The sequence below is a fragment of the Corynebacterium tuberculostearicum genome (assembly GCF_030229345.1).
Lineage (GTDB): Bacteria > Actinomycetota > Actinomycetes > Mycobacteriales > Mycobacteriaceae > Corynebacterium > Corynebacterium tuberculostearicum_G.
The window spans coordinates 116,315-129,251 of the sequence record NZ_JASPGP010000007.1; the positions used below are offsets into that span (position 1 = coordinate 116,315).

10 protein-coding genes are annotated in these 12,937 nt (G+C 59.5%); 4 read left to right on the plus strand and 6 right to left on the minus strand.

The annotated features are described in order from the left end of the window. Positions 1 to 24 precede the first annotated feature (24 nt). The 6 genes from QP884_RS06630 to QP884_RS06655 form a co-directional block, all read right to left on the minus strand. A complete protein-coding gene (locus tag QP884_RS06630; RefSeq protein ID WP_284821419.1) occupies positions 25 to 1,398 on the minus strand; it encodes an AI-2E family transporter in 1,374 nt (457 codons plus the stop codon). A gap of 107 nt (positions 1,399 to 1,505) precedes the next feature. Continuing rightward, positions 1,506 to 4,949, minus strand: coding sequence for a bifunctional proline dehydrogenase/L-glutamate gamma-semialdehyde dehydrogenase (locus QP884_RS06635; protein ID WP_284821421.1), 3,444 nt, complete (start codon positions 4,947 to 4,949; stop codon positions 1,506 to 1,508). A 581-nt stretch (positions 4,950 to 5,530) separates the two neighbouring features. Next, positions 5,531 to 6,190: a response regulator transcription factor gene (locus tag QP884_RS06640; RefSeq protein WP_284821422.1), complete on the minus strand. Its 660-nt coding sequence runs from the start codon at positions 6,188 to 6,190 to the stop codon at positions 5,531 to 5,533. A gap of 11 nt (positions 6,191 to 6,201) precedes the next feature. Continuing rightward, positions 6,202 to 6,354, minus strand: coding sequence for a hypothetical protein (locus QP884_RS06645; RefSeq protein WP_200435578.1), 153 nt, complete (start codon positions 6,352 to 6,354; stop codon positions 6,202 to 6,204). A 90-nt stretch (positions 6,355 to 6,444) separates the two neighbouring features. Next, on the minus strand, positions 6,445 to 7,635 hold the full coding sequence (locus QP884_RS06650; protein WP_284821424.1) for a histidine kinase: 1,191 nt from the start codon (positions 7,633 to 7,635) through the stop codon (positions 6,445 to 6,447). Positions 7,636 to 7,818: 183 nt separating this feature from the next. Continuing rightward, positions 7,819 to 7,995 carry a hypothetical protein gene (locus QP884_RS06655; RefSeq protein ID WP_005329347.1) on the minus strand — a complete coding sequence of 59 codons (177 nt, stop codon included), beginning with the start codon at positions 7,993 to 7,995 and terminating at the stop codon, positions 7,819 to 7,821. A gap of 453 nt (positions 7,996 to 8,448) precedes the next feature. Between QP884_RS06655 and dnaK the strand changes: the two genes are divergently transcribed. The 4 genes from dnaK to QP884_RS06675 all read left to right on the plus strand — a co-directional run bounded on the left by dnaK (position 8,449) and on the right by QP884_RS06675 (position 12,779). Continuing rightward, positions 8,449 to 10,299 (plus strand): molecular chaperone DnaK, encoded by a 1,851-nt coding sequence (gene dnaK, locus QP884_RS06660; protein WP_005325523.1) that lies wholly within the window; start codon positions 8,449 to 8,451, stop codon positions 10,297 to 10,299. Beyond that, positions 10,299 to 11,006, plus strand: coding sequence for a nucleotide exchange factor GrpE (grpE, locus tag QP884_RS06665; protein ID WP_284821426.1), 708 nt, complete (start codon positions 10,299 to 10,301; stop codon positions 11,004 to 11,006). Before dnaK ends, grpE begins: the two co-directional genes overlap by 1 nt. A 97-nt stretch (positions 11,007 to 11,103) precedes the next feature. Then, the gene (gene dnaJ / locus QP884_RS06670; protein WP_284821428.1) at positions 11,104 to 12,309 is read left to right on the plus strand and encodes a molecular chaperone DnaJ; all 1,206 of its coding nucleotides are present in this window, start codon (positions 11,104 to 11,106) and stop codon (positions 12,307 to 12,309) included. A gap of 20 nt (positions 12,310 to 12,329) precedes the next feature. Next, positions 12,330 to 12,779: a heat shock protein transcriptional repressor HspR gene (locus QP884_RS06675; RefSeq protein WP_049378992.1), complete on the plus strand. Its 450-nt coding sequence runs from the start codon at positions 12,330 to 12,332 to the stop codon at positions 12,777 to 12,779. The last annotated feature ends 158 nt before the right edge of the window (positions 12,780 to 12,937 follow it).

Genomic DNA, 12,937 nt, shown 5'->3' on the forward strand with positions numbered 1-12,937 from the left:
CGCGCTGCTAGTGGTGGCTGAGTCTTAGCTCAGCGGGCTCATGGACTGGTAGAGCTGCTCTACCTTGTCGCGTGGAGTTTCGTCATGTTCGTAGGTGACGTCGCTGAAGTCTTCAGGATCATCCTTGGAGCCGGTGATGATGTCTATATCGGAGGCCTCGACTTCGCCGGAGCGCAGTGCGGCCATCTCGGCGTGGTAGCGCACCACAACAGCGATGGTTGCGGCCACGGGGACGGCGAGGAAGGCACCGACGATGCCGGCCAGGGTGGAGCCGACGGTCACGGAAAGCAGGACGACGGCGGCGTGCAAGCCCATGGCCTTGGACTGCAGCATCGGCTGGAGGACATTGCCTTCCACCTGCTGGACGATGATGATAAGTGCGAGCGCCAGCAGCGCGTTGGTCAGGCCATTGGAGACCAGCGCGATGATGACGGCGAGGGCGCCAGCGGTGACCGCACCGATGATCGGGATGAAGCTGGCGAAGAACGTCACCACGGCGATGACGAGCGCAAGCGGAACTTGCAGAACCCACAGGCCAAGGCCGATGAGGACTGCGTCCACCATGGCCACGGCGGCCTGCGCCTGGATAAAGCCGGACAGGGTCTTCCAGATGCGCGACCCCAGCTCGGTGATGTGCCAGCCGGTGGAATTGCCGGTGTACTTGCGCAGCCACGGCAGGAACTTGTCGCCGTCTTTAATGATGAAGAAGGTGACAAAGAGCATGATCAGCGCGGCCACAACGATGGAGCTGGCCATCGAGAAACCAGAGATAACGCCGGTGGCGATGGTAGAAGCCTGGCCCTTGGCAAACTTGACCACGTCCTGGAGCACGGACTGTAGCTGGTCACTTTGGATATCGATGGGGGACTTTTCCACCATCTCCGTGAGCTGGTTGATGCCGTCTTCGGCCTGATTAATGAGCGTTTGGCTCTGGCTGGTGACTACCGGGGCCATGGCGGCAAAAACGCCGCAGAAGACAATGATGAGGCCGAGCAAGGTGCTCACCGCCGCAAGCGAGCGCGGGAATCCCTTACCACGCAGCCAAGCGCTGATCGGATAGAGCACCGTGGAGACGAGGACGGCGAGCAAAACCGGCAGCAGACCTACCCAAATGAACTTGAGCAGGTAGCCGGCCAGCGCTAGGCCGGCGACGATAAGGATAAAGACCACCGAGACCTTGGCCATGGTGCGGAAGTCTTTGGCCAGGACGGCGGATTTATCGTCGCGCTCGGCAGGGTGCTCGCTGGCAGCCTCTGCACCAAGGTGCGCGTCATCATAAGCGACGAGGGTATGAGAATCTTCCTCGCCCGGCTTTTGGATCTGTGTTGCGTTGCCTTTTTCCTGCGCAGACGGGCGCTTGGCCTCGTCGCGGGAAGACGAATTATGTGACGTAGACATTGTCTACCACTATGCCACATAAAACTCGCAGCGCATATACGAAAAAGGAGGTAGCGGCCCAGGGGCGGGGCGCTACCTCCCTTCAGTACCTTTAACGCGTCCGGGAATTACTCGTCGCGCAGGTTACCTACGTTGCGGATAATGCCGAAGCGGTGCATGGTCACGGAGACTGCCTGCTCAAGGAGGTAAGGAATGAGCTCACGGCGGCCGTCGGCAAGCACCGGCTGGTCCAGCACCACGGAGTTGGAGCGCACCGCGGCCTCGTAGATGGAATCCGGCACGGTGCCCAGGGCGCGCACGCGGGAAGAAGCGTCATTGGCCACGTCGGTGGCAAAAGCCTCGTCGGTGATGGCCTTGACGTCGAAGCCCAAGTCTTGCAACTGGGTGGCAACCTCCGGGGTGGCGGAGATTTCCGTGGCGGTGCCGGTAATGGCGGCGGCCAGCACCTGGCGAGCAACCTCGCGCAGCTCGTAGCCTTCACCCACGCGCACACGCAGCTTGGTCAGAAGCGGGCGGTAGCGGAAGATATTGGCCTCAGAAACCAAACCGGTGCGGTCGTGGTTGCGGCCAAACTCTTCCTGCCACGCCACCTGGTCTAGTTCAGCGGCGCGCCACAGCCAGGTGATGTCCTCCTCGGTGAGCTTGCCAGAGAGGTTATCGCGCAGGCGGTGCAGCGCAGCGAGGCTTGCTGGGGCAATGTCCACGTTGCGCGGCTTGAGCTCGCCATCGGCCCACTCACCCATCTGCGCCACGTAGTTCGGACCGCCAGCTTTGGCGCCCGGGCCCATGACGGACTTCTTCCAACCGCCGAAGGACTGGCGCTGGACAATCGCACCGGTGATGCCGCGGTTGACGTAGGCATTGCCCACCTCAACGTTGTCGATCCAGTACTCAATTTCGGCGTCGTCAAGCGAGTGAATGCCGCCGGTCAGGCCATAGCCGGTGTCGTTCTGCCAGGCAATGGCCTCTTCCAAGGTATCGGCGTACATGATGCCCAGGACGGGGCCGAAGCACTCGTTCTTGTGGTACCAGGAGCCCGGCTGCACATTATCGCGGATGCCCGGGGACCACAGGGTGCCTTCCTGGTTGAGCTTTTCCGGCTTGAGCAGCCATTTCTCTCCCGGCTCGAGCTGGGTCAAACCGCGCAGGAGCTTCTCGCTCGGCGCTTCCGCCAGGCCGTTCATGGTGGTGGTGATATCGAAGCCCGGGCCCGGCTTAAGGGTCTTGACAGCATCCAGCAGCTGGGTGCGCAGGCGCTCGGACTTGCCGGCCGCGCCGACGAAGATAACCAGGGAGGCCGCCGAACACTTCTGGCCGGAGTGGCCAAAGGCGGAGTTGTAGAGGTCATCGATGGCCAGATCTGGGTCCGCGGCTGGGGTAATGATGAGCGCGTTCTTGCCGGACGTTTCCGCCATAATGTTCATCTTGGGCTTCCAGGAACGGAAGAGCGCGCCGGTATCGGAGGCGCCGGTGAGGATGACATTGTCCACGTCATCGTGGGAGAGCAGGGCCTTGCCGGCCGCGGCTTCATCAGTCAGCACCAGCTGCACCAGATCTGGGTCCAGACCCTGTGCCTCGAGGGCGGTGCGGAAGGCCTCCACCACGAGCTTGCCGCAGTGAACCACCTGCGGTGCAGGCTTGACGATGACCGCCGAGCCCGCCGCCAAGGATGCCGCAATGCCGCCAGTCGGGATGGCAATGGGGAAGTTCCACGGTGGGGTCACCACGGTGACGGTGTGCGGGGTGAACTCGGAGTAGGACTCTTCCAGCAGGCGCGCGGACTGGCCGTAGTAGGTGCAGAAGTCAATCGCCTCAGAGACCTCAGGGTCGGTCTGGGTAACAGTCTTATTGGCCTCATACGCAGCCACGGAGATGAACTTGCTGCGCTGGGAGGCAATCTGATCCGCCACGGCCTCCAGTGCGGCGGCGCGCTCGGCGGCAGGGCGCTTGCCCCACTCGGTGCCCAGTTCCTTGGCGCGGGCGATGTGGCCTTCGACCGCTGCAGGGTCGGTGACCTCCGCGATGCCGTGCTCGCCCGGATTGCGCTTGAGCGCTTCCTGCGCCCACTGGCGGTTCGGCGCGAGTGCCGGGTCAGTATCTGCCTCGTTGGTAAAGCGGCCGGTGCGCGGTGCCTGGCGGCCGTCCTCCTCAAGGCGGTTCTGGGTGCGACGGGCACCAGCGAAGGTTTCCCAGCGCTTGGCGACGGCCCGACGGAACGTCTCTTCCTGGTCCGCCAACGGCTCCTCGCCCGGGGCGAAGAGGGCGTAGAGGAAGTTCTGCGGCGCGGAGTTCTCCTCCAGGCGACGCACCAGGTAGGACACGGCGACGTCGAAGTCATCTGCATGGACAACCGGGGTGTAGAGGATCTGGCGGCCGTCAAAGACCTTGCGTACCGCTGCCTGCTGAGCGGGGGACATGCCCTGCAGCATCTCCGAGTCCATCATGTGCAGCACGCCGCGCTTCTTGCCCAGCTCGTAGGCCATGGCCGCGGTGTATAGGTTGTGGGTGGCTACGCCAATGCGGACGCTATCGGCGTATTCCTCGCGCAGGATGAAATCCAATAGGCGGTAGTAGTTTGCGTCCACGTCGAGCTTGTTGGTGTAGGTAGCCAGCGGCCAATCGTGGACCTCGCTCTGCACGCTTTCCATGGACAGGTTCGCGCCCTTCACAATGCGCACCTTGACCTTGCCGCCGCCCTTAGCCACGCGCTCCTTGGCAAAATCGGCGACATCCTTGAGCGCATCGAAGGTATCCGGCAGGTAAGCCTGCAGCACGATGCCGGCGTCCAAGGTGAGGAATTCCGGCTCGCTGAGCAGCTCCTTGAACAGGCGGATGGTCAGGTGGAGGTCGTGGTACTCCTCCATGTCCATGTTGATAAAGACCTTGTCGGTGCGGTCTGCTGCAGCCTGGTACAGCGGGCGCAGGCGCTCCTTGAGGCGCTCTACCGAGCCATCGATATCCCAGTGGTTGAGCTGGGCCACCATGGAAGAAGCCTTAACCGAAACGTAGGTCACGCGGGGGTTTTTGATGAGCTTGAGGGTGCGCTCCGCGCGGGACTTCGCCTCTTCCTCACCGAGTACGGCCTCACCCAGCAGATTGAGGTTAAGCTGCTCACCGGATTCGGCGGCCTTGTCCAGGATCTTGTTGAGGGCATCAGACTCGGCGTCTAGAACCAGGTGGCCAACCATCTTGCGCATGTATAGGCGGGCCACCGGCATGACCAGGTTCGGCAGGATGGGGCCGAAGAAGCCACCGGCGCCAACGAGCGCACCATTGATGCTGCCCAAGAACGACGGGTCATAGTGGGAGGAAATATCCTTCAGCGCGTGCGCGGCAACCTTGTCATCTTCTGGGCGCATGACGCGGTCGACGAAGTCCATGGTGAACTTCACGCCGTCCTCATCGCGCAGCAGGTCCGCGAGCTGTTCGGTGGCCTTATCTTCTTCGTCCGCAGTGGACTTCAACCAGTCGTGTGCGCGGCTAATCGCTGCGGGCAGGACTGCTTCCACATCATCAGAGATGGGCAAGCGGGTATTAGCAGGAGAAGTCATATGGGTTCTACCTCTTCTTCAAACGGGTCACATCCCCATAGCCGCTAGCAGTATTCGTGCCGGACAGTGGGCTGCCGGGCGATACGGGCGGCTGGGACGTAAGCGGTGAGCTATGTGGTACTGCAGGGCTGCAGCCGGGTGAGGAGCGAACACGCGGGTGCGCGCGACGCAATGTGAGGGTCGCAGGGATTCGGGGTGAAGTGCGATGTTCAGCGGGCCATTATGCGGGCCGAGTGCGGACGGGAGGCCTATCGCTGCTGCGACGAACGCGCGCCAGGTTGGTGTTCAACACTCACCTGCTTTCTATGACGTGACTGTGTGTGGCTAGAGGAAAACACGCGCGCTATAGCGCTCTGACGTGCGGCAACCCTGCAGGTTCAGGTTCCAATTGTTGCCTGGGGAATACTATGAACTTTTGTGTTGCCGCAATTATAGGAAAGTGGTAAACGTGATGCTAGTCTCCTTTCAAAAACGGTAAGCGGGGGTAGAAAAACAAAAAATAAACCCCAGCATGTGGGGTTTAGAGGGGGTATTGACTCATCCGGGGGTAATCTACCCCCGAATTGTCCAACAATTAGGTTTTAAGAACCGTAGCCGGCCTTAAGTGCCTTCACTGCCAGCTCGAGGCGGGACTTGGCATGGAATTCACTGAGCAGGGTGGACACATACTTCTTCACCGTGCCCGGTGCATAATGCGTGCTCTTGGCAATCTCTTCGTTGGACTTTCCTTGGCAGACCAAGTCCAGGACCTGCTCTAGCGCAGGGGAGATGTGGTGATTGTCCTTGATTTTTGCGGTTGTGGCTGCCGCATTGGCACCTGCGCTCTCAGCGTTCCAATCAGGAAGCTGCTCAAACAAGCGGGTAAGCGACTGTGGGGTGACAACCGTGCCGCCGCGTACGGCCTCGCGCACGGTATCCAAAATGTAGACCGGCTTGGAGCTTTTCAGAATATAGGCCGCGGCCTTATTGGACATGACCTCTTTGAGAGTCTCGTCATTGTCCATCGCGGTCATCGCAACAAAGACCGGCGGGTCTTCCAGCTTGTTGACCTCACGCAAGAGGGTCGTGCCATCCATCTCGGGCATATGGATGTCCGCGACAATGACGTCAAAGTCCTGCTCTTGCAATAGTTCGAGCGCGACCTTGCCATTTTCTGCGGTGGCGCGCACCTCCATGTCCTCAGCCGAGGCGAAATAGCGCCCCAGGGCCTCAAGGACAAGTGGGTCGTCATCGACGACCAAGAGGGATGTTTTTACTTCACGCACCATGGGGAGGGGCAACCGAAAGCGAGCTCGACTGCAGACTTGTATTCGGTGGTGGCTGGGAGATCGCCCGGGGTAAGGCCACCCAAGAGGGAGGAGGACAGCATGAGTGGAGTGAGAAGACTTGCGAGTGCGGCCTGCATTAAGGCGCTCCTTTTGTGAAAGTTTGAATAGGCAGAAACAAACGAAAGCTTAGTGTATGGATTAAGCCTTTGCTATACATCGTGGTGGAACTAACGCCGCTTATGGGCACTGGGCGGCAGAGATAAGATCAATTCCCATTTCCCTGATTCCAACTCTGTGTCTAATCGTGCGTCAATCGTGGCTGCAATCCGGTTCATGGAGGACATGCCTATACCCGAGGACATTTCAATGTTCTTGCTAGTTGGTTTAGCTACGGGGTTAGTGATGGTAATGACCGTCCAGCCCATATGGGGTTGAACGGAAATTACAATCTCTGCCCCCGGTGGAGAATACTTCACCGCGTTTAGGCAGGCTTCTGTGGTGATGGCTGCAATGGAATCGAGAATGGTTTGCGGGAATTCCGGTGCAAACTCTTCCCCTGTGACCTCAACAACGGGTGATCGATTGAGGCGGGAAAGGCGTTCTTCTTCCTCCGAAATGAGCTGGGCAAAGCTCGTTGGCTTTGTGGTTGTACCAAAACTCATGCCATCGTTAATCCCATCGATATTATTTCGCAGGACCTTGGTTAGTGCCCGTACTTCCGACATGGAAGAACGCATGGAATCGCTGAGCTCATCGAGTTTCTTCGCTAGCTCTGGCTGTTTGGAATATTCGAGGCTCAGGGCCTCTAGCTGCATGGTATTTACCGTGAGGTTAGAAACAACCGAATTGTGCAAGGTTTCTGCGAGGTCGGATTGGCGGCGCTTCACGTCGTCGTTCCATTCCACCATTGCATTTTTGTAGCGTCGAGCGGAGTGTGCGAGAGTAGCGCCAATCACTGCGCCGACTCCGATAAACATGGCCCAAGTAAAGGCCGAGGCGGGGTTAAAAACTAAACTACCGGCCTCTGGATCGAATTGGCCTACGATCCACAGGATCAAACCAACACCGAGAGTTTGAGCATGTCTTTCGTGAAAAGCCACCACTGCCAGGAAGACAGGGGTAAGGAAGACGCAGGTTAGGTAAGGCGCTTCTGCCGTTATAGTTGCCCCGAGCCATACCAGTACGAAAAGCGTCGCCATAGCGAGCGGCAGCCGAAAGGCGAAAACGGTGATTGTGCTCAGAGCAAGACCGACAACCGCGGCAATCAACTGATACTCAGTTGGTGTGAAGAATGCGCCAAGTAATGTCAGCGCTACACAAATCACCGCAGTTAAAGCGGCTGTTCGCTGCAGGGTCATGGCCGCGCGGATGCGTTGGTGAAGGGGCGGCTGTGAAGGTTTCGACACGGTGCGGTCCACGCTTCCTGGATGCTAAGGCTCAATGGGTTTTATCTCCCTAGTGTAAGTACAGCGAACGTGAAACAGCGATTGAAAACAGCGAAACCCCCGCACCTTCGTGCGCGGTTCCTTGTGGTGGGTTCCGTGCGGAGGAAGAAGGTGAGGGGGTTTAGCTGGTCTTCATGAAGGAGTACAGAAAGCTAATTACTTAGCTTCTGCAGCAGCCTCTGCGTCATCCTTGGAGGACAGGCCTTCGAATACGGAGGACAGGCCCTCGGAGTCGGTGTTGGACTCGGAGGAAGCCTCGATGAGGCCCTTGATGCCCTTGATGAGTGCCTCGAAGTCGATGGCGGAGCTGAGGTCTGCGAGGGAATCGAACATATACATTCCTTTCGGATCGGCGGAGTAAAACTACAATCTCTCTCTGGGGTAGCAGCTCTTAACTGCTGTGATTCCTAGTATGCGGTAGCGGGGGCGGGCTGCCAATCCTCTTTTGGATCCTTTCTGAGGTGACTTTTGGATCCTCTTAGGGTTGTTTAAGGATCTCCGTTTGGGTATGGGGCTGTGTTGGGCGAGGGGGTAATTGTGTGAAGGGTGAGGGGGTGGGCGTTGGCAAGAGCGGCGCTGAGCTGCATAAAGTCAAGGTTTACAAGAAAAGTTGAGTCGCGGGGAATAACTTTTGTAGGCTACCTGTTGTAGAGATTGAGTGACACAGGCTCAAGGTTGTGTGACCGGACGTAGAAGTTCTGTTACAGTAGCGCTCGGACGCAACGAGAAGTTGAGTCACTGACAGTCAACTTTATTAATTACCCCAAGATAAAAGGAGAAGAAGTCATGGGACGCGCAGTAGGTATTGACCTTGGTACGACGAACTCCGTCGTTTCCGTACTGGAAGGTGGCGAGTCCACCGTTATCGCTAACTCCGAGGGCTCCCGCACCACGCCTTCCGTCGTTGCTTTTGCAAAGAACGGCGAAATCCTGGTCGGTCAGTCCGCTAAGAACCAGGCGGTAACCAATGTTGACCGCACCATTCGCTCCGTCAAGCGCCACATCGGCACCGACTGGAAGATCAACATTGATGATAAGGATTACACCTCTCAGGAGATTTCCGCTCGTACGCTGATGAAGCTGAAGCGCGATGCAGAGGCTTACCTCGGTGAGGATGTTACTGACGCCGTTATTACCGTTCCTGCATACTTCGAGGACGCACAGCGTCAGGCCACCAAGGAAGCTGGCCAGATTGCAGGCCTGAACGTGCTCCGTATCGTTAACGAGCCAACCGCAGCTGCTTTGGCTTATGGCCTGGAAAAGGGCGAGCAGGAGCAGACCATCCTGGTATTTGACCTGGGTGGCGGCACCTTCGACGTCTCCTTGCTGGAAATCGGCGATGGCGTCGTTGAGGTTATGGCAACCGCCGGCGATAACGAGCTGGGTGGCGATGACTGGGATCAGCGCATCGTCGACTGGCTGGTAGACCGCTTCAAGACCTCCCAGGGCGTTGACCTGACCAAGGATAAGCGCGCGGTACAGCGTCTGCGCGAGGCTGCAGAGAAGGCCAAGATTGAGCTGTCCTCCTCCCAGCAGGCCAACATTAACCTGCCGTACATCACCGTTGACTCCGACAAGAACCCGCTGTTCTTGGATGAGACCCTGACCCGCACTGAGTTCCAGAAGATCACCCAGGATCTGCTGGACCGCACCAAGGCTCCGTTCAACCAGGTCATTAAGGACGCTGACCTTTCCGTCGGCGATATCGACCACGTTGTTCTCGTTGGCGGTTCCACCCGTATGCCGGCCGTATCTGACCTGGTTAAGGAACTGACCGGCAAGGATGCCAACAAGGGCGTTAACCCGGACGAGGTTGTTGCAGTCGGCGCTGCCCTGCAGGCAGGCGTGCTGCGCGGCGAGGTTAAGGACGTGCTGCTTCTCGACGTCACCCCGCTGTCCCTCGGCATTGAGACCAAGGGTGGCGTGATGACCAAGCTCATCGAGCGCAACACCACCATCCCGACCAAGAAGTCTGAGACCTTCACCACCGCGGAAGACAACCAGCCTTCCGTACAGATTCAGGTCTTCCAGGGCGAGCGCGAGATGGCTACCGCCAATAAGCTGCTGGGTTCCTTCGAGCTCGGCGGTATTGCTCCGGCACCGCGCGGTGTTCCGCAGATTGAGGTCACCTTCGATATCGATGCCAATGGCATCGTCCACGTGACCGCAAAGGACAAGGGCACCGGCAAGGAAAACACCATCAAGATTCAGGATGGTTCCGGCCTGTCCCAGGAAGAGATTGACCGCATGGTCAAGGATGCTGAGCAGCACGCTGAAGAGGACAAGAAGCGCCGCGAGGAGCAGGAGCTGCGCAATAACGCAGAGTCCACCTCCTACCAGACCCGCAAGTTCTTGGATGACAACGCTGACAAGGTATCCGAGGACGTTAAGACCAAGGTCACCGAGGCTGCTGACGCCGTTGATGAGGCTCTGAAGGGCGATGACCTCGAGGCCATCAAGTCCGCAGTGGAGAAGCTGTCCACCGAATCCCAGGAGATGGGCAAGCAGATCTACGAGGCACAGGCTGCTGAGGCCGGCGCTGAGGGCGCTGCCGATGCTGGTGCTGCGCAGGGTGACCCGAACGTCGTCGACGCTGAGGTCGTTGACGAGGACGAGAACAAGGATGGCAATAAGTAATGACTCAGGACAGCGGAATGCCGCACAACCCAGGCGACCCGGAAAACACGGATCCGGAGGCTACCTCGGCTGACCGCGCTGGGGCTGCTGCCGAGCAGGCCGAGGAGGCCCAGGCTGCGCAGGAAGCGCAGGCTGACGCCACCGAAGAAGCCGAGCTGGATCCCACCCTCGATGCTGACCTCGAAGAAGCGCTGGCAGATGTCAACGCTGATGAGGTAGAAGCCGAAGCAGCGGGCGAAGAGCCCGCAGGCACCGGCGCCAGCGATGTGGAAGCACAGTTGGCAGAACGCACGGAAGACCTGCAGCGTCTGAATGCGGAATACACCAACTACCGCCGCCGCACCGAGCGCGACCGCCAGGTCGTAATCGAGACCGCCAAGGCCAAGGTCATCGCAGATATGCTGCCTGTCCTTGATGACCTGGAACTGGCTCGTGAACACGGCGACTTGGAAGGCCCGCTCAAGGCGTTTGCGGATAAGCTCCACAGCACGCTGGAAAAGCATGAACTCGCCGCCTTTGGTGAGGAAGGCGATGCCTTCGACCCGGAGGTCCACGAAGCCGTGCAGGACTTGTCCTCCGGCGATGAGCAGGTGCTTGGCACCGTGCTGCGCAAGGGTTACCGCGTGGGCGACAGGCTCGTACGCAATGCCATGGTCATCATCGCGGACCCCAGCGATGAGTCCGGCAGCTCGGAAGAATCCGAGTAAATAACATAAAGGGCGCCCTGGGAATTGACTAGTGACCTTCCCGCGGCGCCCTTTTACTTAACTTGTATCGATTCTCTTTGAAAGGAGGAGATGCCCAGTGAGCGCTAAACCCGAATGGGCAGACAAAGATTACTATGCGGATCTGGGGGTCTCCTCGTCCGCAGACCAGAACGAGATTAAGCGTGCTTACCGCAAGCTAGCGCGCGAAAATCACCCCGATACCCACCCGGACGACCCCGCGGCAGCGGAACGGTTCAAGAAGGTTGCGGAAGCCTACGACGTGCTTTCCGACGCCACCGAGCGCAAGGAATACGACCAGTTCAAGGCCATGCTCCGCAATGGAGGCGGCTTTGGACGGATGGGAGGCGCCGGATTTCCCGGCGGGTTTCGATCCACGCGCATGGGTGGACAAGGTGCGCAAGAATTCGACCTCTCGGACCTCTTCGGAGGATCCGCTGGAGGATCGGCTCAAGGCGGCGGTGTTGGGGATATCTTCGGTAGCGTTTTCAACCGCGGCGGTAGTGCTGGCCACTCAGCTAAACCGTCGCGGGGGGCCGACGTCGAAACGGAAATAACCCTCGACTTCCGCGAGGCCGCTAAGGGAACCACCATTCCCCTGGCGCTCAGCGGCAACGCGCCGTGCACTACGTGCCACGGCTCGGGTTCCGCTTCCGGCAAGACCTCTACCTGTGGCACCTGCAGCGGTACCGGTTTTACCTCGGAGAACCGCGGCGCTTTCGGTTTCTCTGCCCCGTGTAAGGACTGCGATGGCACCGGCCGCCGCATCACGGATCCGTGCAAGGATTGCCACGGCACCGGCACGGTTCACCGCACCCGCAACATCACCGTGCGTATCCCCGCCGGCGTCATCGATGGACAAAAGGTCCGCCTCGCCGGCCAAGGCGAAGCAGGCCCCAACGGCACCCCCGCCGGTGACCTCTTCGTAGCGGTGACTGTAAAGCCGGACAAGGTCTTTACTCGCGAGGGTGATGACCTCCATGTCACCGTTCCGGTTTCCTTCACGGAGCTGGCCTTGGGCGATACCATCGCGGTTCCAACTTTGGATAACCCGGTGCGCGTGAAGATCCCCGCTGGTACGCCGGATGGACGCACGCTGCGGGTGCGCGGAAGGGGCATCGCCAAGCGCGGTGGCAACTCCGGCGATCTGCTGGTTTCCGTCCAGGTTACCGTGCCCACCAAGCTCGATGCCGCTGCTTCTAGCGCCCTGCGCACCTATGCTCAAGCGGAAAAGGACTCCGGTTTCAACCCGCGTGCGGGTTGGGCCGGCGCCGAGAATGCTTAAGGCAGGAGGTGTGTTAAGAAATGAGCACTGGAAAGGCAGAAGATTCCGGCACCGCGGTCTACGTCATCTCCGTAGCTGCGGAACTATCCGGAATGCACGCCCAAACCCTGCGCACCTATGACCGCATGGGCTTGGTCTCCCCGGCTCGCACTCGTGGCGGCGGCCGCCGCTACTCCGACCGGGACATCGAGCTGCTGCGCAAGATTCAGGCGCTGTCACAAGACGATGGCGTCAACCTTGCCGGCATCAAGTCCATCATTGAGTTGACCGAGGAGCGCGATCGACTCGAGGCGGAGCGCGACGCTTTAGCTGAAGAGGTCCGGGCCCTGCGCGAGCAGGCCGCAGGACGTCGCCCGCAGCGCAGTGGTGAGCTTGTCCATGTACCACGGTCCACTTCCGTGGTGATGTGGAGCCCGCGCACTGCGCGTGAGCGCAAGCGTTCCCGCGGCCGTGGATACGGCCAAGACTAACTCTCTCTGCAGACGAGAACACCCAACCCCGTAACCAGCTTCCCCGCTGGCTGCGGGGTTTTCTTCTACTCGCGTACTCGCCTTGATTTCTAGTGGTCGTGGAAACACCTGACATGGGTTAGGTGATTGTGTGGAGTCGAAATGGGTTCCGGATTCTG